Here is an 18,017-nt window from a genome sequence, read left to right as displayed (position 1 = left end):
GCCACGCGCAACCTAGGCCCGGGCGATCACCTCGCCGTTGGGAATGAGGAAGTAGCCATCGTCCGTTGCTCCCCAACGGTGCCAGCCTGCGGCGATCCTGGCGAGATCGGCCTCGTTGGCGAAGCCGTATTCGAGGGCTTGCTCGGCAAAGGCGGAGTGGAGGACGCGTTCGCTCCACACACGGGACTGCCATGCCCGCTGTTGGGCTGTCGCGTAGAGCCAGTTGCTGCTGCTGGGTGCCACTTGGGCAAAGCCTGCCTGCTGCGCCCAAGAGACCAGCCGACGGCCGGCATCCGGTTCGGCACCGTTGCGTCGGGCGATCTTCTGGTAGAGCTCCATCCAGTCATCGAGCTCGGGAACCTCCGGGTACCAGCTCATGCCGTGGAAATCGGCGTCGCGTACGGCCACGATCGCGCCCGGCTTGGCCACGCGGCGCATTTCACGCAGGGCGGCGACGGGGTCAGTCAGGTGCTGGAGGACTTGATGGGCGTGGACGAGGTCGAAGGACTCGTCCTCAAACTCGAGATCGTAGATATTGCCGGTGCGGAACTCTACGTTGTCCACCCCACGGTCCTTGGCCAGCTCAGTTGCCTGGGCGACGACCTCCGCCGAGCGGTCCAGACCGATGACCTGTGCGGGCGCAACCAGCCCCGCGAAGTCGCACGTGATGCTGCCCGGTCCGCACCCGACGTCGAGGACCGACGTCCCCGGGGTGAGATGCGGAATGACAAACGCGGCCGAATTCTCGGCCGTCCGCGAGGCGTGGGCCCGGACAACCGACTCGTGGTGCCCGTGGGTGTAGACATCTTCAGGCTGGTGCGCGTTCATAGGGAAACGCTACAACTTCGGCGGTGGATTTAGGCGGAAGGCGGTGAGGGGCTCTTCTCCGCGGTTTCCGTGCGGGCCGCTACGGTGGCCTGGATCATATCGGTCATGAAGCGTCGGACAATGTCCAGCTCTTCAGCGCTGTAGGCGCCCATGGCCTTGCCCATGCGGAGGGCCAACGGCATGAACATGGCACTTCCATCCCGGTAGGCCTTGGGGGTCATGTGCAGTTGGACCTGCCGGCGATCGGTGCCGAGACGGTCACGGGTGAGGTGGCCGGAGGCGTGCAGCCGGTCAACCAACGCCGTGGTGGCGGGGGAACTTAGCCGCAGTTCACTTCGGAGGACGCCCGGCGTGACAACCCGGCCGGCGGCAGAATGGCGCATGATCACTGCCAGGGCGTTGAGATCCGTCCGGTGCATGTCGTTCCGGCCACCGGCGGCGTCAACATAGTGGTTGGCTTCCAGGGTGAAGTCCTGAAGGAGCCGCACCAAATCCTGGGGTGCCGCGATTTCCGGGCGTTCGCCGCCGGGGTGCGGGCCTGAAGCCTCAGACATCCTGCCCTCCCGCCTACGTTCAACCTTGATTACTGCCCTGTCGGATATTACTCCCCGCCAAACAGGAATCCGGCATCAGCAAATGGTTCACTCTTGGAATACTTCCATCATAAAGATATTCTGTGGTGGAATAAAGAGACTCTCAAGCTTCCGGAAGAAGGACCCATGAACCCGCAGAAGGTACCGTTCTGGCTTCGATGGTTGGTGCCCGTGGTGCTTGTCATCATCTGGCTTGGCATTGCCGGCGTTGGCGGCCCAACGTTCGGGCGCCTGGACGAAGTCTCCTCCAATGACCAGGCTTCGTTTCTTCCAGCAGGCGCCGAAGCGACGGAAGCCGGTAACTGGCAGGCGAAGTTCCGTGATTCCAAGGAGATCCCTGCCGTGGTCATCGTTGAGAACGGGACGGCCTTCACCCCGGCCCAGCTGGGCGAAGCAGCCCAGCTGAAAGCCGACATCGAGGCGCTCAAGCTGGGTGACGCCGTCGTCGGGCCTCTTCCCTCGGAGGACGGCAAAGCTGTCCAGTTCATCGTGCCAATAGCGTCCTCGGATGAGCTGCGCGACAAAATCCAGGAACTGCGCGACGTTGTTCAACCGGGCGCTCCGGACGGGACCCGCGCCTTCGTCACCGGTCCCGCCGGGCTGACCGCCGATCTGGTGAACGCGTTCGGCGGCATCGACGGCATCCTTCTGCTGGTCGCCCTTGGCGCCGTGTTTGTCATTTTGCTGCTCGTGTACCGCTCACTTGTCCTGCCTCTGGCAGTCCTCCTGACATCGGTCTTTGCGCTCTGCGCGGCCATTCTCCTGGTGTACGCGATGGCCAAACTGGGCTGGATCCAGCTCAATGGCCAGAGCCAGGGAATCCTGTCCATCCTGGTGATTGGTGCGGCCACCGACTATGCGCTGCTGTATGTGGCTCGATTCCGCGAGGCACTGACCCACACCACCAACCGTACGAGGGCAGTGCTCACGGCATGGAAAGCCTCCTTCGAACCGATCCTTGCGTCCGGCGCGACCGTCATCATCGCGCTGCTTTGCCTGCTCTTCTCCGACCTGAACTCCAACAAGGCGCTGGGTCCTGTGGCAGCTGCCGGAATCCTTTGCTCGCTCTTCGCCGCGCTTACCCTCCTGCCAGCGCTCATGGCCCTGCTGGGCCGCGCCGCGTTCTGGCCCTTCCGCCCCAAGCTCCTGCCCGACGACGAACGCGAACCCGAGCTGGTTACTGGACTTGAAGGGCAAAAGGGTCTGTGGCGGGCAACTGCTTCGCTGGTTTCCCGGCGGCCGCGCGCCGTATGGGTGGCTTCGGTCCTGCTGCTCCTGGTGGCTTCGGCAGGCGTCCTGCAATTGAAGGCCAACGGCGTCCCCCAAACGGACGTCATCCTCGCGGCCTCCGACGCCGTGGACGGCCAGGACGCGCTGGCGCGGCATTTCGACGCCGGCAGCGGCAGCCCCGCCGTCGTGGTCGCCTCCGAAGATTCCGCGCAGGAAGTGCTGGACAAGGTCAAAGCGGCCGATGGCGTGGGTGACGCCTACCTCCTGGCCGACGGAAATGTGCCCATCACCGGTGCTCCGGGAACTCCGACCGATCCCGTCGTCCGCGAGGGCAAGGTGCTGATCAATGCGACGCTCGACTCTGCCGCTGACTCGATCGAGGCCGAAGAAGCTGTGAAGTCGCTCCGTGCGGCCGTGAAAGAGGTCGACGCCGGCGCTTTGGTTGGCGGGGTCACTGCCACGGCGCTGGACACCAACATCACCGCGCAGCGCGACCTGGTGGTCATCATCCCCATCGTCCTGGTGGTCATCCTCTTCATCCTGATGCTCCTCCTGCGCTCCGTTGTGGCGCCTGTTCTGCTGGTGCTGTCCGTGGTCCTGTCCTATGCGGCAGCCATGGGCGTCTCAGCCTTGGTGTTCAACGGGATTTTCGGTTTCCCAGGTGCAGATGCCACGGTTCCACTCTTCGGGTTCGTTTTCCTGGTGGCCTTGGGCGTGGACTACAACATCTTCCTCATGAGCAGGGTGCGCGAGGAATCGTTGAAGCACGGAACCCGGCCTGGAATCCTCCGTGGCCTGGGCGTTACGGGTGGGGTGATTACGTCAGCCGGTGTTGTGTTGGCTGCTACCTTCGCCGCCCTCGGAGTTATTCCCATCATGTTCCTCGTGCAGCTGGCCTTCATCGTGGCCTTCGGGGTGCTGCTGGATACCATTCTGGTCCGCTCACTGTTGGTGCCCGCGCTCGCGTACGACATCGGACACCGGATTTGGTGGCCAGGCAAGCCCGGCCGACAAGCTGATGCAATGGCGCGTCCCCGTGAGGAGGAACGGGCGGCGGTGGGACGGTAGCTCGTCATTCGGCCGCGACGACGTAGCCCGCACCTCCGTCCACGGTGACTCGCTGGCCCGTCTTGAGTAGCCGGGTCGCGTTGCCGGTTCCAACGACGGCGGGTATCCCGTACTCCCGGGCAACCAGCGACGCGTGGGCGGCAAGGGTTCCGCCGTCGGTGACCACGGCGGCGGCTCGAGCGAAAAGGGGCGTCCAGGCTGGTGCGGTGGATCGCGCTACGAGTATCTCGCCATCGAGGAAGCTGTCGAATTCCTCCAGGCCTGACATCACCCGCACCCTGCCCGTCGCGCGTCCAGTGCTGGCAGGGTGGCCGACAATCGCACCCGCGGGAACCTCGTGGTTTGTCCTGGCTGCGTCAACAGCGCCCGCCACGGGATCAGCTCCAAACCTACCGGGCTCGCCAATGATGAGTGGTGCGTCCAGACACCGTTGCATCTCCCAGGTTGCCCGGCGGCTTCCTACCAGCTCCCTGTAGTCCGCCGAAGGGTTCATTACTTCACCCAGATGGAGGAAATGGATGTCCTGCGGGTCCTCGATGGCACCTGCGGCAGCCAGGTTTTGTCCCAGGCGTTTGGCGCAACGGCGCAAGACCGGCCATCCAAGAGTGAGGTAAAGGGATTGTTCTTCCCTGAGGGCGGCGTAGTACTGGGCCATCGTTACGAGGGAATCAAAGCGGGTGAGGACCCTTGGACTATCAAGCAGCACTTCCCTCGCTGCGGCTTCGGCTGCCTTTCGCTGTGCGTCAAGAGCCTCCTTGCCGGCCATGGTTAAAGCCGTTTCAGGGCTTCGGATGCCTGCCTCGCCGAAGGTCGGGTGGTACCAGTCGAGGGAGTAAACGGCCGATTCCGATGGTGTCGCATTGCTGCGGGTGAGACCTGTGCTGCCAGTTAGGCCTGTGCTGCCAGTGAGTCCTGCGCTGCCCGTAAGGCCGCGGAGCAGGGCCTGATGGCCGAGGCGTCCTGCCGGCGTGTCGCTCAGCGGAGCGGCTAGGTGCTTTTGCCAGAGCCTGGCCAGGGCCGCTTCCATTTTCCAGGCAGATCCGCCCACGACGGCCAATGACCACAGGTAGATTCCCGCCTGCCTGACAATGGCATCCACAAGCTCGATGAGCCTTGCCGGGGAAGCCGTGTCCACCTCTTGCTCTGCATTGCGCACGCGTTCCCGATAGTCGGGCAGCAGCTGGTGTCGCCATTTCAGCTCCAGACCCTTCAGAACAGCACGGTGTGCCGCAGCCGGATTGCTGGAGACGCGGAAAAGGACGTTGAAAAGGAACCACGGCAAACGACCACGGCTTCGAACTATCAATGGCGCCACAATCCGTGGGGACGGAATCGGCGGGGCGTTGTAATACCAGCCATTGACGGCGCCATAACGAAACGGCACCCGCACCTGAATATCGTCCTCCATGCCGTCGAGATACCCGGTCTCGATCCGGGGAAGAAGCCAGTCCTCGAACAACGGCGTCATGGGATCCGGAAGCCATTCACCGAGCCTGAAATTCCGCGCCCACAGGCCTTCGCCCGGAGCTGTCCAAACTGCTGGCGTGGGAAGGGCCGTCATAGGGCGGGCCTGAAGGAGGAACAGTGCGTCGTCATGGTCCAGAGCCCACTCGATGTCCTGCGGGACCCCGGCCCGGTGGTCGAGCCGACGGGCCAACGCCGCTACTTGCCTTGCTTGGTCCGAGGTGAGGATGCTGCCATCCGTGGTGCACGTGGCGTCGCTGGCGCGGACTGTCCATTGCTCTCCGACTGCTTCGCCGGACACCAGCGGCTCCCCAAGACCGGCGACGGCCGTGACAATGGTTTCGTCGTGGTCACCGGTCAGCGGGTTGGCAGTGAACGCAACGCCTGCGGCACGGGGCTGGACCATCTGTTGAACGAGTACCGCCATGGAAGGGCCTGCCGCATCGCCGCGGGCCGCATCGCCGCGGGCCGCTGCTCCGAGAACAGCCTCATACGCTGCAACTCTATGCTCCGTAGCGGCGTCCAAACATTGCCTGACAGCATGCTCAAGGTCATCCCGCTCAACGTTCAGCAAGCTTTCGTAGAGACCAGCATAGGAAGCGCCTGCGAGGTCCTCTGCGGTGGAAGAGGACCTGACAGCGTAGGGTCCCGGGCCTATCCTGCCGGCAGCAGCTGTCAGAGCGCCGGCGAGGTTGTTGCCGAGTTGCCCAACCACCTCCGACGTGACGACGAACCCCGCTGGCACGTTGAAACCCGCTGCCCTGAGCTCGGAAAGAGTGGCTGCTTTGCTGCCCAACACCGTCTGGTCTGCGCTCGCAGAGCCAAGCTGCGGAAACTCGCTCATAGCCATGGCTCTCCCTCTTCGCAGACACTTCCGGTTTCAGACAGTCGCGGAGCGTCTTTCGATCATTAGGGTGTCGCGCCACTGCCCCGCGAGTGGGCCAAGAGGCATCCTGGCGATTCGATTCCGCCGGCCGACAACCGTAAAGCCCTCCGCAAGATGAAGCCGGAGGCTCGCTTCATTCTCGGGAAAGACACTGGCTTGGATCGTCCAGATTCCTGCTTCTTCAGTGGACGTGATCAGCGCGCGGAGAAGGGCCTTACCCACACCCAAACCGCGGGCTTCCCCGGCCACGTAAATGGAATGCTCCACGACACCGGCATACGCTGCACGCGAGGAGATGGCGGACACGGCGGCCCAACCGAGGACCCGGCCTTCTGCTTCGGCGACCAACCTGTGATCGTTGAGTCTTGTAGCGTCGAATTGCTCCCATCCGGGAGCGGCGGGCTCGAACGTGGCGTTCCCGGACTCGATACCTTCGGTGAAGATCTCCCTGACCACCGGCCAATCGGAACGGGTCATTTTGCGGATCCGGACGCCGCTGTTGGGCAATGGCGCCGTAGTCCCTTTAGTCTCCGTTGTGGCTTTAGCCTCCGTTGTGTGAGCAGTCTCGCTCGTCCCTGTAGTCCTGCTTGTCCCTGAAGTCCCGCTTGTCACAGGGTCTCCAGCAGGCCGGAAGTCCGCTCAATGGCACCCGGGACCAAGGAGTAGTACGCCCATGTGCCCCGCTTTTCGCGGTGCAGAAGGCCGGCATCCACCAGGATCTTCAGGTGGTGTGAGACTGTCGGCTGGCCGAGGTCCAGGGGCTCGGTGAGATCGCAGACGCAGGCTTCACCGCCGTCGGCGCTTTTGACGATGGACAACAGGCGAAGCCTGTTGGGATCGGCCAGTGCCTTAAACACGGAGGCGCGGACCTGGGCCTCATAGGCATCAAGGGAGCCTGTTGATGGTGGACAACAGTCCTTGTCCGTAGCCGGTTCGAGGAGTGGCAGCGAGGTCATCTATCCATTATGCCGCAACATTGACATTCATCAATGTATGGTCGTGGCGCCTTTTGCCGTTAAGCTGCGGCCCTTCGCCGGTGAGCTGCCGGGCCTTCTCCGTTAACGCTCCGCACCTTCCCCCGTATGAGGGATGACCACCTCACTGGCGGAGCGCCCGGCGCCTGGAAAGAGCAGGAGCAGGAGCGCTACGCCTAAGGCCGCGCCTATCAGCTGCGCGGCGATGAATGGAGGCGCGGATGCCGGTGCGATGCCGGCAAACGTGCCGCTGAAAATCCGGCCGAGGGTTACGGCTGGGTTGGCAAATGAAGTTGAGGATGTGAACCAGTACGCGGCGCCGATGTAAGCGCCCACGGCTGGGGCTGCCAGGACGCCCCTATTCGTGGCGGCGAGAGCGAAAATCAGGAGGATCAGCACTGCGGTGGCAACGATCTCGGCCAGTAGGTGCCCTGGCGTCGCGCGTTCCTTCCTGGAGATGTCCGTCCCGATCTCAAACATGGCGTTCGCCAGGGCACTCCCGCAGATCGCTCCCACGATCTGCGTGGGTATATACGCCCCTAGGTCCCGAAGGCTCAGTCCGGACCCATTGCGCCGCCCCAGGAACCAGTCCGCCAAGGACACTACGGGGTTGAAGTGGGCGCCACTGATCGGCCCGAACACCAGGATCAGCACTGTCATTCCGAGAACTGTAGCCGTGCTGTTTTGCAGCAGCTGCAGGCCGGTGTCGGCGGGGGATAGCTGTTGAGCGGCAATCCCGGACCCGACAACGACCGCAACCAGCAGGCAGGTGCCTAGCAGTTCGGCAATAGCGCGGCGCCACAGGGGTGGCTGGGGTGAAGTCATGGGAACAGCTTGACGCAAAGAATTAACTCAGTCAAAATTGAACCAATGAATATTGAAGCAGTTGAGGTTTTTCAGGCAAGGGTCGCAAGGCATGCCGCCCTCGCTGATCCAGCGCGCCTGCGCATAGTCGACCTGCTAACCCTCGGGGACTTTTCGCCGACGGAATTGCAGGCTGAATTGGGTATGCCGTCCAACCTGCTCTCCCACCACCTGCGCACCCTCGAGGAAGCAGGCTTGGCAAAGCGCCACCGCTCGGAGGCGGACAGGCGCCGCAGCTACTTCCGCCTTGCCAGGGACGCTTTCGAGGGTCTTGTGCCCGGCATCGCCCACGACGCACGCCGCGTCTTGTTCGTCTGCACGCGCAACAGTGCCCGCTCCCAACTGGCCTCTGCCCTTTGGCGACAGGCCAGCGCGATACCTTCGGCCTCGGCTGGAACGCACCCCGCGGACAGTATCGCCGCGGGGGCTGTCGAGGCGGCCCGGCGACATGGCCTGGATCTGCCCGACGTCGCTCCCCGCGCTCTTGACGAAGTGGCGGATGAAGCCGACTTCATCGTGACCGTCTGCGACAACGCCCATGAGGAGTTGGTCGGCCTCGGTGGGATCCACTGGTCTGTTGCCGATCCCTTGCGGGTGGATACTCCGGCGGCCTTCGATGCAGCCTTCGAGGATATTGCCCACCGCGTCACTGGGCTCGCTGCGCGCGTCGTTGCCGCTTAGAAACGTGCTCCTCAAAATCAAATATTGACAATCATCGATATACCGCCCGATACTTCTGTGTATCGATCTTCATCAATATCCTGTGATCGATACGATTTTCAGAGCTTTACGGTTAGGGCGCATATCTCCACACCACACACTCGTTCGCACAACACTTCCAGGAGAAAACCCGTGAGCACCGAGACCGCCAAGAAGCCCTCCGTCCTCTTTGTCTGCGTCCACAATGCCGGCCGATCCCAGATGGCGGCCGCGTTCCTAAGCACTCTCGCCAAGGGGGAGATCGAGGTCCGCTCCGCCGGTTCCCAGCCGGCCGACAAGGTCAACCCCGCCGCCGTCGAGGCCATGGCCGAACTGGGCATCGACATGTCCGCCGAAACCCCGAAGGTACTCACCACCGAAGCCGTCAAGGAATCCGACGTCGTCATCACCATGGGCTGTGGTGACGAATGCCCATACTTCCCCGGCAAGCGGTATGAAGACTGGGTCCTGGAAGATCCAGCTGGCCAGGGTGTTGACGCGGTACGGCCTATTCGGGATGAAATAAAGACCCGCATCGAGGGCCTGATCGATTCCCTCATCCCTGCGTCCAAGTAATCCGGCTTCCGGCATAGGAGAGATTCCCGTGAGTAATGACATCAGCGCCGAACAACTGATTATCATCGGCTCGGGCCCGGCGGGCTACACCGCGGCCATCTATGCGGCCCGGGCAGGGCTTAAGCCGCTCGTCCTGGCAGGCTCGGTTACTGCGGGTGGCGCTTTGATGAACACCACCGAGGTCGAAAACTTCCCCGGCTTCCCGGGCGGTATCCAGGGCCCTGAGTTGATGGACGGACTCCAGGAGCAGGCCGAGAAGTTCGGCGCCCGCATAGTGTTCGACGACGTCACGGAAGTCGATCTGAAAGCTCACCTCAAACGAGTGGTCACCGGCGCGGGGGAGACGCATGAGGCGCCCGCCGTCATCCTCGCTACTGGTTCGGCCTATAAGGAACTCGGACTGCCGGAAGAGAAAAAGCTCAGCGGACACGGCGTGTCCTGGTGCGCCACATGCGATGGTTTCTTCTTTCGGGAACAGGACATCATTGTGGTTGGCGGTGGAGACTCTGCCATGGAAGAAGCAACCTTCCTGACACGCTTCGGCAAGTCCGTGACTGTTGTGGTCCGCAAGGGTGAACTCCGTGCCTCGCGCATCATGGCCCAGCGGGCCAAGGACAATCCCAAGATCAGCTTCGCCTGGAACTCCGCCGTCACCAGGATCCACGGCGACACCAAAGTTACCGGAGTGACTCTGACGGATACCCGCACTGGAGAAACCCGCGAACAGCCTGCAACAGGGATCTTCGTTGCCATTGGTCATTTGCCCCGCACCGAGCTTGTCGCCGGGCAGGTGGACCTCGACGCCGAGGGTTACATCAAAGTCGATTCGCCCACCACCTGCACCAATCTCTCCGGGGTCTTCGCATGTGGCGATGCCGTGGATCACCGGTACCGCCAGGCGATCACCGCCGCCGGCACGGGGTGCGCTGCAGCGCTGGATGCTGAACGATTTCTGGCGGCACTTGAGGACGCAGACAGCATAGCCACGGCACTGGTGGAAGAACCCACCCACGCCTGAGGATCCCAAGGATGAAAGAGGACACCATGGAGACAGCGAAGAACCTTCCCGTCGCAATAATCGGTGCCGGCCCGGTCGGATTGGCCGCAGCAGCGCACTTGATCGAACGTGGCCTCGAACCGGTCATCTTTGAAGCTGGACCCTCCGCCGGTGCGGCCATCGAACAATGGCGCCACATCCGGCTCTTCTCGCCCTGGCGTTTCAACATCGATGCCGCCGCCGTCCGCCTCCTGGAACAATCAGGCTGGGAATCTCCCCGCCCCACGGCCCTGCCTTACGGCGGGGAGCTCATCGACAACTACCTCACTCCGCTGGCAGCCATGCCGGTCATGGCTTCCCGCTTGCAGACGGGCGCCCGCGTTATCGCCGTTACCCGTCTGGGACTGGACAAGACCCACGTCCGTGACCGGGACACCACCCCTTTCCTGGTCAGGGTGGAGCACGCGGACGGCGAAACCCGTGATCATGTTGTGGCTGCCGTCATCGATGCCTCAGGAACATGGTCAACCCGCAACCCACTGGGCACCTCAGGCTTGCCCGCCGTTGGCGAAGAGACAGCGGCGGACCGCATATCCTCGCCCCTTCCTGATGTCACTGGGCGGGACAGGACCAGCTTTGCCGGCCGTCGCGTCCTCGTCGTGGGCGCTGGACACTCGGCTGCGAACACCCTGATCAATTTGGCCGACCTCTCCAAGGACGAACCCAACACGCGGATCCTGTGGGCCGTGCGAGGCGGCTCTGCAGAGAAGGTCTACGGTGGCGGAGCCGCGGACGGATTGCCCGCGCGGGGCCAGCTCGGCGCCAGGCTTCGTCGGCTCGTCGAAGCGGGAAGCATAGAACTGCACACACGTTTCGGCATAGCTGGCCTGAAATCGCTCGATTCCGGAGTGAGCGTTGAATCCGTTGACGGACGCACGCTGGACGTCGATGTCATCGTTCCGTGCACCGGCTTCCGCCCGGACCTGGAGATCCTGCGCGAACTCCGTCTCAACCTCGATCCTGCCGTTGAGGCACCCACGGAGCTCGGTCCACTGATTGACCCCGAATTCCACTCCTGCGGCACTGTCCCTCCACATGGTGCCAAGCTGCTGGCACATCCAGAGAAAGACTTCTACATCGTGGGAATGAAGTCCTATGGCCGTGCTCCAACCTTCCTGCTGGCCACAGGCTATGAGCAGGTCCGTTCCGTCGCTGCTGCACTGGCCGGTGACCACGAGGCAGCGGATTTGGTACAGCTGGAATTGCCGGAAACGGGAGTCTGCTCCACAGACGCCGGGACCAGCTGCGATGTTCCCTCGACGGTCATCAATGAAGAAGCGGAGTCGGGCTGCTGTACTTCACCGGAACCAGCTTTCATCGGCTTCCCGACCGGGCTCGCGCACGGCCGTTCGGGGGTTTAGCCGCTAGGCGTTGACGGTGTTCCGTTGCCGATAGCCATCGGCGGCATAGACGCCCAGGATCCGCACCTCCGTTGTGAAGAATTCCAGCTCCTCCAGCGCCCGGCGGAGACGCGCGTCCGCAGGGTGCCCTTCGACGTCGGAGAGGAACATGGTGGCCGCGAACTCGTTACCCACCATGTAACTCTCAAGCCTGGTCATGTTCAGGCCGTTGGTCGCAAAACCGCCCAGCGCTTTGTAGAGCGCTGAGGGGACGTTGCGAACACGGAAGACGAAGCTCGTGATCGCGGGACCCGGGAGCTCCTCCTTGGTGGGGATTTCGCGTTCCCGGGCCAGAACCACAAAGCGCGTGGTGTTGGTGGGGTCATCCTCGACGCCGGAGGCCAGCACTTCCAGACCATACAAGCCCGCGGCCAGTGGAGGAGCGAGGGAAAGCTTGCGGGGATCGTTCCAGTCGCGCACTTCCCTCGCTGATCCTGCCGTGTCGCCGGCGATAACCGGCTTGAGGCCGGCTTCCCGGATGATCTTGCGGCACTGGCCCAAAGCGTGGATATGGCTGTGAACCTCCGTTGCGCCTTCGATGGTGCTGCCCGGAATGCCCAAGAGGTCAAACCGGATGGGCAGGAAATACTCGCCCACGATTTGCAGCTTGGACTGGGGGAGCAGTGCGTGAATGTCAGCCACACGTCCGGCGATGGAGTTCTCGATCGGGATCATGGCGAGGTCCACTTCACCGGTGGACACCAGTTCAAAGGCGTCTTCAAAGCTTGCGCAGGGCACGCTTTCGAGGTCGGGGAACATTTCCTTGCACGCGAGATCCGAGTTGGCTCCCGGCTCACCTTGATACGCAATCTTCTGGGACATGGTGCTCATGGTTTCACGCGGATCCCCCAGCAACCCAACCGGGTCCATCCTGTGACCGGCAACCCAACTGAGTCGCAGCAGAGCGCGTTTTGAGGGGTCAAAACGCGCACTGCTGCGACTCAGTTGGGTCAGGGAAGCGGGAACTCAGCCGTTGATGATCTGCGGTACGCCCAGTGCCTTGAGGCCTTCAGCGCCGAACTCCAGGCCGTAGCCGGACTGCTTGGCGCCACCGAAGGGGATGCGTGGGTCCACTGCGCCGTGCTTGTTGATCCACACGGTGCCGGCCTGGATGCGGGAGGCGACCTCGCGGGCGGCAGCCAGGTCGGAGGACCACACGGAGGCGCCGAGGCCGACGTCGAGGGCGTTGGCTTTGGCGACTGCCTCGTCAACGGTGCTGTACCGGATGATCGGCAGGGCCGGGCCGAACTGTTCCTCGGCGACGAGCGGGTTGTCGTTGTCGATGTCGGCAACCAGCGTGGTGGGGTAGAAGTTGCCGGGCTGATCGGCGTCGGGGTTGCCGCCGAGCAGAATGCGTGCACCGGAGTCGCGGGCAGCCTCCACCAGCCGGGCCACGATGTCGTACTGCTGGCGGTTCTGCAGCGGGCCGAGGACGTTGTTCTCATCGAGCCCGTTGCCCATCGGCATCGCGGCGGCAACTGCGGCCAGTTCAGTGCACACTGCCTCGTACAGCGAGTCGTGGACGTACAGGCGCTTCAGGGCGGCGCAGGTCTGGCCGGTGTTGATGAAAGCGCCCCAGAACAGCCCCTCAGCGATGGCTTTGGGGTCCGCGTCGGGCAGGACGATGCCTGCGTCGTTGCCGCCGAGTTCCAGGGTGAGGCGCTTGACGGTGTCAGCCGACGAACGGATGATCGCCTTGCCTGTGGCCGTGGAACCGGTGAACATGACCTTGCCGATCGCGTCGTGGGAAGCCAGTGCTTCGCCGACTTCGCGGCCGCCGGACACCACTGACAACAGGCCTTCCGGCAGTTCCTGGTTGATGATCGAGGCCAGCGCGAGCACGGACAGCGGGGTGTATTCGGAGGGTTTGACCACCACGGCGTTGCCCATCCGGAGGGCAGGGGCGATCTGCCAGACAGTGATCATCATCGGCCAGTTCCAGGGGCCGATCGCGCCCACGACGCCGATGGGCCGGTAGTGCAGTTCGGCGCGGGTTTCGCCGTCGTCCACTACAGTCTCAGGGTCCAGTGGCGTGGCGGCGGTTGCGCGCAACCACGCGGCGCACGCGCCGACTTCGAAGCGGGCGTTCGGGCCGTTCAGCGGCTTGCCCTGCTCGCGGGAGAGCAGTTGGGCGAGCTCTTCTGCGGAGCGTTCGACGGCGTCGGCCGCCTTCATGAGCGCAGCGGACCGCGCGTCGTGGCCCAAGGCAGCCCAAGCTGGCTGTGCAGCTGCGGCAGCTGCAACTGCGGCGTCAAGATCTTCAACGGTGTGGACGGGGGCTTCGCCGACCGCCTGGCCCGTTGCAGGGTCAAGAATCGTGCGGCCGTTCTGGCCGGGGGCTGCGGTAATCGAGGCCAGCAAGGCGTCGTAAGTCTCCATTGGTACTCCGCTCGGGTAGTAAGTCTTGGCGGCCAGTGAGGCGCGCGGCGATGATTCCAGTGTGGTTGGCGTCACGCGGAGTCGCCTTGTCTATGCACGAACAGCCCTTGACGGGAAGCGAACGCTTTCCAGCAGCGCCTTTCGTACCGGATAATTTGGCGGGTGACTCTTGCATCCCTCGCTGCCTTCGCCGGTCTCTGCCTGGTCCTGTCCGTAACTCCGGGTCCGGACACCTTTCTGGTCCTTCGCATTGCGTTGAACCGTCCCAGTGCTGGAATTGCTGCGGCGGCGGGGTCGGCCATAGGGGCGATTGTTTGGGCTGCACTGGTGGGCGTTGGCCTCGCGGCCATCCTCGAGCAGTCGGCGGAACTGTTCCGCTGGGTCAAGATCGCGGGCGGCTTGTACTTGCTGTATCTGGGCGTTTCGTCGTTCATCAAGTCCAGGAAAGCGGCCAGGGCGGCCAAACCAGGCCCAGAGGGAGAGGGTTCCAACGCGCCCCTCCCGTACAGCCGGCTCGCGGCGCTGGGCGCAGGAGCTCTCTCCACACTCCTGAACCCGAAGGTAGGCCTGTTCTATCTCGCCGTGGTCCCGCAGTTCATCCCGCACGGCGGAGACACCATGGGTACCTCACTCATTCTGGGCATCGTGGTTGCCGTCATTGCCTTCGCCTACCTGTCGATGATCGCGGTGGTGGCGTTCAAGGCGATGCGGTGGCTCAAGCGCCCCAAGGTGAGTACCGCCGTCGAGCGTGTCAGCAGCGGTGTGATCGCGGGACTGGGCGTCGGCGTGGTGGCGTCGGGCGCCAGCAGCTAGGCAACCAGCAGTTAGCTAGCCCGCCAGCAACCTTAGATAGTTGTCCAGCTGCCCTTCAAGGTCCTGGGCAAAGTGCTCGCCGGGGGAGAGGGCTGCCACGATCTGGGCGCCCAGCATCATGTTGAGCAGATGATCGGCGACGGCGGCGTCCCCAATGGGGGCGGCAATCTCGCCGGCCGCGCGGGCTGCTTCAGTGTGGGCGGTGATGGTGTTGTGCCACTGGTTCATGGACTCGCTGTGCAGAGCCGCCATCTCTGCGTCGTTGAGGGCCTTCTGCCAAAACGGGATCACGATGCGGGCTTCGTTGACGCGCTCCTCGTCCAGCGGCAGGACTTCTGCGCAGAAGGCGCGGAGGGCAGCGATGCCGGCCAAACCCGAGGTCACGGCCGCTATGCGCTGGTTGGTGCGGTTGAAAACGTGCCCGAAAGCTGACGTCAGCAGCAGATCCTTGGTCGGAAAGTACGGCTTGAGCGCGCCATTGGCAAAGCCGGCTTCTTCGGCAATTTCGCGCATGGTGGCGCCTTCAATGCCCAGCCGTGCAATGATCCGCCAGGTTGCGTCCACCAGTTCGAGGCGTCGTTGATCGTGGTCCACAATCTTTGGCACTGAGGGGGCTCCCTGAAAACTTTTTGGCGGACAGGTCTTGTGACTCATCTTACGTTTTGGTTATTCTCTACACCTATAGAAAATAAATCCTGACCCATCATAGGTCCCGGACAAGAGGCAGCCATGACGCCCACAGCAACCCAGACAGCCACTGACGCAGCCGTTAAGGAAACCCAGTACCGCCTGGCCACAGGTGCCGAAATCTCTGAGGTGCAGCGCCTCCTGCAGGCCGCCGGACACCTCGGCGCCGAGCAGCGGATTGCCTACCTGGGCCTTGTGGATCCGTCCCGCAGCCAGGCAAAGGAAGACCGCCGCTTCCGTGTGTTCATCCACGACATCTCCGGCGGGGCTCCTACCGACGTCCTGGTGTCGGTGACACGTGGTGAGATCCTGTCCGCGACAGAACTGGACACCAAAGTCTCCGGCGAACTCCCCGTGCTGGAGGAAGAGTTCGAGGTCGTGGAGACGCTCCTCGCCACGGACGAGCGCTGGCTCGCCGCCCTTGCGGCACGAGATCTGGACGTGGAAAAGGTTCGCGTGGCTCCGTTGTCCGCGGGCGTCTTCGAATACGACGAGGAACGCGGCCGCCGCATCCTTCGTGGCCTGGCCTTTGTGCAGGACTTCCCGGAGGACAGTGCGTGGGCCCACCCTGTGGACGGGCTGGTGGCGTACGTGGACGTGGTCAACAAGGAAGTCACCCAGGTGATCGACCTCGGCGTCATGCCGATCCCGGCCGAGCATGGAAACTACACGGATCCTGAACTGACCGGACCCCTGCGGACCTCCCAGAAGCCCATCAGCATCACGCAGCCGGAAGGTCCGAGCTTCACTGTCACGGGTGGCAATCACGTGGAGTGGGAAAAGTGGAGCGTGGACGTCGGCTTCGATGTCCGGGAAGGAGTTGTCCTCCACAACCTCGCTTTCCGGGACGGCGACCGCCTCAGGCCCATCATCAACCGTGCGTCGATCGCCGAAATGGTGGTTCCGTACGGCGATCCCTCGCCCATCCGCTCCTGGCAAAACTACTTCGACACCGGCGAATACCTCGTTGGCCAGTACGCCAACTCCTTGGAACTAGGTTGCGACTGCCTTGGCGACATCACCTACCTCAGCCCCATCATCAGCGACGCCTTCGGCAACCCCCGCGAAATCCGCAACGGGATCTGCATGCACGAGGAAGACTGGGGCATCCTCTCCAAGCACTCGGACCTCTGGACCGGCATCAACTACACCCGCCGCAACCGTCGCCTGGTGATCTCCTTCTTCACCACCATCGGCAACTACGATTACGGCTTCTACTGGTACCTCTACCTGGATGGAACCATCGAGTTCGAAGCCAAGGCCACCGGCATCGTGTTCACCAGCGCATTCCCGGAAGGCGGCTCGGACAACATTTCCCAGTTGGCGCCTGGCCTCGGTGCCCCGTTCCACCAGCACCTCTTCAGCGCCCGCCTGGACATGGCCATTGACGGCTTCACCAACCGCGTGGAAGAAGAAGACGTGGTCCGCCAGTCAATGGGCGAAGGCAATGAGCGCGGCAACGCCTTCTCCCGCAAGCGGACGCTCCTCACCCGCGAGACGGAAGGCGTCCGGGAGGCCGACGCCCGCAGCGGCCGGACTTGGATCATCTCCAACCCCGAGTCCCGAAACCGTTTGGGCGAGCCTGTTGGGTACAAGCTCCACGCCGAAAACCAGTCCACGCTGCTGGCCGACCCAGGTTCCTCTATCGCCAAGCGCGCCGCATTCGCCACGAAGGACCTCTGGGTCACCCGCTATGCCGACGACGAACGCTACCCCACGGGCGACTTCGTGAACCAGCACTCCGGGGGCGCGGGCCTCCCGGCTTACGTCGCCCAGGACCGCGACATCGACGGCCAGGACATCGTCGTTTGGCACACCTTCGGCCTCACACACTTTCCCCGTGTGGAGGACTGGCCGATCATGCCCGTGGACACGGTCGGCTTCAAGCTGCGCCCCGAAGGCTTCTTCGACCGCAGCCCGGTCCTGGATGTGCCCGCCAACTCTTCAGGTTCGAGCTGCCACAGCTCTGCCGCCAGCGCTGCGGATGAACACGGCGATGCGTCCGGCTCGGGTCAGCACGGCCACTGCCACTAAACCGATCCTCGGACACATGACCACTACGACGGGACGGGTCCGGTCAGCCGGGCCCGTCCTCCATCCCCGGATCTGCGCGGCACTCACGGCTGTGTCATGCGCCGTCCACCTGTGGCTCGCGGCCTCGGGACACCACGGCGCGTGGCTTGGCATCCTCATGATTGCCTTGGCGGCGGTCTGCGTGCCGTGCACAGTCCATATTTGGCGCCACAGCCGCGTCGGAGCACTTCACCAGGTGACGGTTTCCGCTGTGGCAATGATTGCCCTTCATGCCGTCTTACTGCTGGGAGCGGGCGGTGCCGGCCACTCGCATGGTGGGGGACCGACGTCGAACGCTGCTGATCCTTCCGGCGCCGCCGGACTGTTGCTGGTGATCGGACTGGAAATCACGACGGCGTTGCTCGCGGCCACGCTGGTAGCGCGGCTACGGCGTCGGGTACAAATTGCCGCTGCTTCCTGATCCTG

The 18,017-nt window shown here is 63.5% G+C and carries 17 protein-coding genes; 8 read left to right on the top strand and 9 right to left on the bottom strand.

Annotated elements, in window-relative coordinates; genetic code table 11:
* Window positions 1–12 precede the first annotated feature (12 nt).
* Both J2Y41_RS11695 and J2Y41_RS11690 read right to left on the bottom strand, forming a co-directional pair.
* Window positions 13–828, bottom strand: a complete 816-nt coding sequence (locus tag J2Y41_RS11695) for a class I SAM-dependent methyltransferase (RefSeq protein WP_309928566.1) — start codon at window positions 826–828, stop codon at window positions 13–15.
* 29 nt (window positions 829–857) lie between these two features.
* Window positions 858–1,382 (bottom strand): MarR family transcriptional regulator, encoded by a 525-nt coding sequence (locus J2Y41_RS11690; RefSeq protein WP_309928565.1) that lies wholly within the window; start codon window positions 1,380–1,382, stop codon window positions 858–860.
* A 165-nt stretch (window positions 1,383–1,547) separates the two neighbouring features.
* On the opposite strand from J2Y41_RS11690, the gene J2Y41_RS11685 reads away from it, so the two are divergent.
* Window positions 1,548–3,719 carry an MMPL family transporter gene (locus J2Y41_RS11685; protein ID WP_309928564.1) on the top strand — a complete coding sequence of 724 codons (2,172 nt, stop codon included), beginning with the start codon at window positions 1,548–1,550 and terminating at the stop codon, window positions 3,717–3,719.
* A 4-nt stretch (window positions 3,720–3,723) separates the two neighbouring features.
* On the opposite strand, the gene J2Y41_RS11680 is transcribed toward J2Y41_RS11685, so the two are convergent.
* The 4 genes from J2Y41_RS11680 to J2Y41_RS11665 form a co-directional block, all read right to left on the bottom strand.
* Window positions 3,724–6,027: a PEP/pyruvate-binding domain-containing protein gene (locus J2Y41_RS11680; protein WP_309928563.1), complete on the bottom strand. Its 2,304-nt coding sequence runs from the start codon at window positions 6,025–6,027 to the stop codon at window positions 3,724–3,726.
* A gap of 36 nt (window positions 6,028–6,063) precedes the next feature.
* Window positions 6,064–6,546, bottom strand: coding sequence for an N-acetyltransferase family protein (locus J2Y41_RS11675; RefSeq protein ID WP_309928561.1), 483 nt, complete (start codon window positions 6,544–6,546; stop codon window positions 6,064–6,066).
* Between the two features lie 131 nt (window positions 6,547–6,677).
* Window positions 6,678–7,025, bottom strand: a complete 348-nt coding sequence (locus J2Y41_RS11670) for a metalloregulator ArsR/SmtB family transcription factor (RefSeq protein ID WP_224089258.1) — start codon at window positions 7,023–7,025, stop codon at window positions 6,678–6,680.
* A gap of 102 nt (window positions 7,026–7,127) precedes the next feature.
* On the bottom strand, window positions 7,128–7,868 hold the full coding sequence (locus J2Y41_RS11665; protein WP_309928560.1) for an MIP/aquaporin family protein: 741 nt from the start codon (window positions 7,866–7,868) through the stop codon (window positions 7,128–7,130).
* A 45-nt stretch (window positions 7,869–7,913) separates the two neighbouring features.
* Here J2Y41_RS11665 and J2Y41_RS11660 point away from each other — a divergent pair, with 45 nt between their 5' ends.
* From J2Y41_RS11660 to J2Y41_RS11645, 4 genes are all read left to right on the top strand, one after another.
* Window positions 7,914–8,588 carry a metalloregulator ArsR/SmtB family transcription factor gene (locus tag J2Y41_RS11660; RefSeq protein ID WP_309928559.1) on the top strand — a complete coding sequence of 225 codons (675 nt, stop codon included), beginning with the start codon at window positions 7,914–7,916 and terminating at the stop codon, window positions 8,586–8,588.
* A gap of 171 nt (window positions 8,589–8,759) precedes the next feature.
* Entirely contained in the window at window positions 8,760–9,182 is a 423-nt protein-coding gene (locus tag J2Y41_RS11655; RefSeq protein ID WP_309928558.1) for an arsenate reductase ArsC, read from the top strand.
* A gap of 40 nt (window positions 9,183–9,222) precedes the next feature.
* Complete coding sequence (gene trxB / locus J2Y41_RS11650) at window positions 9,223–10,200, top strand: thioredoxin-disulfide reductase (RefSeq protein WP_309928671.1); 978 nt, start codon at window positions 9,223–9,225, stop codon at window positions 10,198–10,200.
* Between the two features lie 26 nt (window positions 10,201–10,226).
* Complete coding sequence (locus tag J2Y41_RS11645) at window positions 10,227–11,600, top strand: FAD-dependent oxidoreductase (RefSeq protein ID WP_309928670.1); 1,374 nt, start codon at window positions 10,227–10,229, stop codon at window positions 11,598–11,600.
* A 3-nt stretch (window positions 11,601–11,603) separates the two neighbouring features.
* Here J2Y41_RS11645 and J2Y41_RS11640 read toward each other — a convergent pair whose 3' ends face one another.
* Together J2Y41_RS11640 and J2Y41_RS11635 are read right to left on the bottom strand one after the other, a co-directional pair.
* On the bottom strand, window positions 11,604–12,461 hold the full coding sequence (locus tag J2Y41_RS11640) for a prephenate dehydratase (protein WP_224089247.1): 858 nt from the start codon (window positions 12,459–12,461) through the stop codon (window positions 11,604–11,606).
* Window positions 12,462–12,605: 144 nt separating this feature from the next.
* Complete coding sequence (locus J2Y41_RS11635) at window positions 12,606–14,018, bottom strand: aldehyde dehydrogenase family protein (RefSeq protein ID WP_309928669.1); 1,413 nt, start codon at window positions 14,016–14,018, stop codon at window positions 12,606–12,608.
* A 162-nt stretch (window positions 14,019–14,180) separates the two neighbouring features.
* Here J2Y41_RS11635 and J2Y41_RS11630 point away from each other — a divergent pair, with 162 nt between their 5' ends.
* Complete coding sequence (locus J2Y41_RS11630) at window positions 14,181–14,831, top strand: LysE family translocator (RefSeq protein WP_309928557.1); 651 nt, start codon at window positions 14,181–14,183, stop codon at window positions 14,829–14,831.
* Between the two features lie 15 nt (window positions 14,832–14,846).
* Here the strand turns inward: J2Y41_RS11630 and J2Y41_RS11625 are convergent, their stop codons facing one another.
* Window positions 14,847–15,437, bottom strand: a complete 591-nt coding sequence (locus J2Y41_RS11625; protein ID WP_309928555.1) for a TetR/AcrR family transcriptional regulator — start codon at window positions 15,435–15,437, stop codon at window positions 14,847–14,849.
* Between the two features lie 123 nt (window positions 15,438–15,560).
* On the opposite strand from J2Y41_RS11625, the gene J2Y41_RS11620 reads away from it, so the two are divergent.
* Entirely contained in the window at window positions 15,561–17,552 is a 1,992-nt protein-coding gene (locus tag J2Y41_RS11620; RefSeq protein ID WP_309928554.1) for a primary-amine oxidase, read from the top strand.
* A 16-nt stretch (window positions 17,553–17,568) separates the two neighbouring features.
* On the top strand, window positions 17,569–18,012 hold the full coding sequence (locus tag J2Y41_RS11615; protein ID WP_309928553.1) for a hypothetical protein: 444 nt from the start codon (window positions 17,569–17,571) through the stop codon (window positions 18,010–18,012).
* The last annotated feature ends 5 nt before the right edge of the window (window positions 18,013–18,017 follow it).

It is taken from the genome of Arthrobacter sp. 1088, from assembly GCF_031455315.1.
In the GTDB taxonomy this organism is placed as follows: Bacteria; Actinomycetota; Actinomycetes; order Actinomycetales; family Micrococcaceae; genus Arthrobacter.
This window is presented reverse-complemented; position numbering and strand designations above follow the sequence as displayed.

What these genes read in the sequence shown, in the direction of transcription:
- J2Y41_RS11695 (WP_309928566.1), bottom strand. Translation starts at nt 828, where the DNA reads ATGAACGCGCACCAGCCTGAAGATGTCTACACCCACGGGCACCACGAG.
- J2Y41_RS11690 (WP_309928565.1), bottom strand. Translation starts at nt 1,382, where the DNA reads ATGTCTGAGGCTTCAGGCCCGCACCCCGGCGGCGAACGCCCGGAAATC.
- J2Y41_RS11685 (WP_309928564.1), top strand. Translation starts at nt 1,548, where the DNA reads ATGAACCCGCAGAAGGTACCGTTCTGGCTTCGATGGTTGGTGCCCGTG.
- J2Y41_RS11680 (WP_309928563.1), bottom strand. Translation starts at nt 6,027, where the DNA reads ATGAGCGAGTTTCCGCAGCTTGGCTCTGCGAGCGCAGACCAGACGGTG.
- J2Y41_RS11675 (WP_309928561.1), bottom strand. Translation starts at nt 6,546, where the DNA reads ATGACCCGTTCCGATTGGCCGGTGGTCAGGGAGATCTTCACCGAAGGT.
- J2Y41_RS11670 (WP_224089258.1), bottom strand. Translation starts at nt 7,025, where the DNA reads ATGACCTCGCTGCCACTCCTCGAACCGGCTACGGACAAGGACTGTTGT.
- J2Y41_RS11665 (WP_309928560.1), bottom strand. Translation starts at nt 7,868, where the DNA reads ATGACTTCACCCCAGCCACCCCTGTGGCGCCGCGCTATTGCCGAACTG.
- J2Y41_RS11660 (WP_309928559.1), top strand. Translation starts at nt 7,914, where the DNA reads ATGAATATTGAAGCAGTTGAGGTTTTTCAGGCAAGGGTCGCAAGGCAT.
- J2Y41_RS11645 (WP_309928670.1), top strand. Translation starts at nt 10,227, where the DNA reads ATGGAGACAGCGAAGAACCTTCCCGTCGCAATAATCGGTGCCGGCCCG.
- J2Y41_RS11640 (WP_224089247.1), bottom strand. Translation starts at nt 12,461, where the DNA reads ATGTCCCAGAAGATTGCGTATCAAGGTGAGCCGGGAGCCAACTCGGAT.
- J2Y41_RS11635 (WP_309928669.1), bottom strand. Translation starts at nt 14,018, where the DNA reads ATGGAGACTTACGACGCCTTGCTGGCCTCGATTACCGCAGCCCCCGGC.
- J2Y41_RS11620 (WP_309928554.1), top strand. Translation starts at nt 15,561, where the DNA reads ATGACGCCCACAGCAACCCAGACAGCCACTGACGCAGCCGTTAAGGAA.
- J2Y41_RS11615 (WP_309928553.1), top strand. Translation starts at nt 17,569, where the DNA reads ATGACCACTACGACGGGACGGGTCCGGTCAGCCGGGCCCGTCCTCCAT.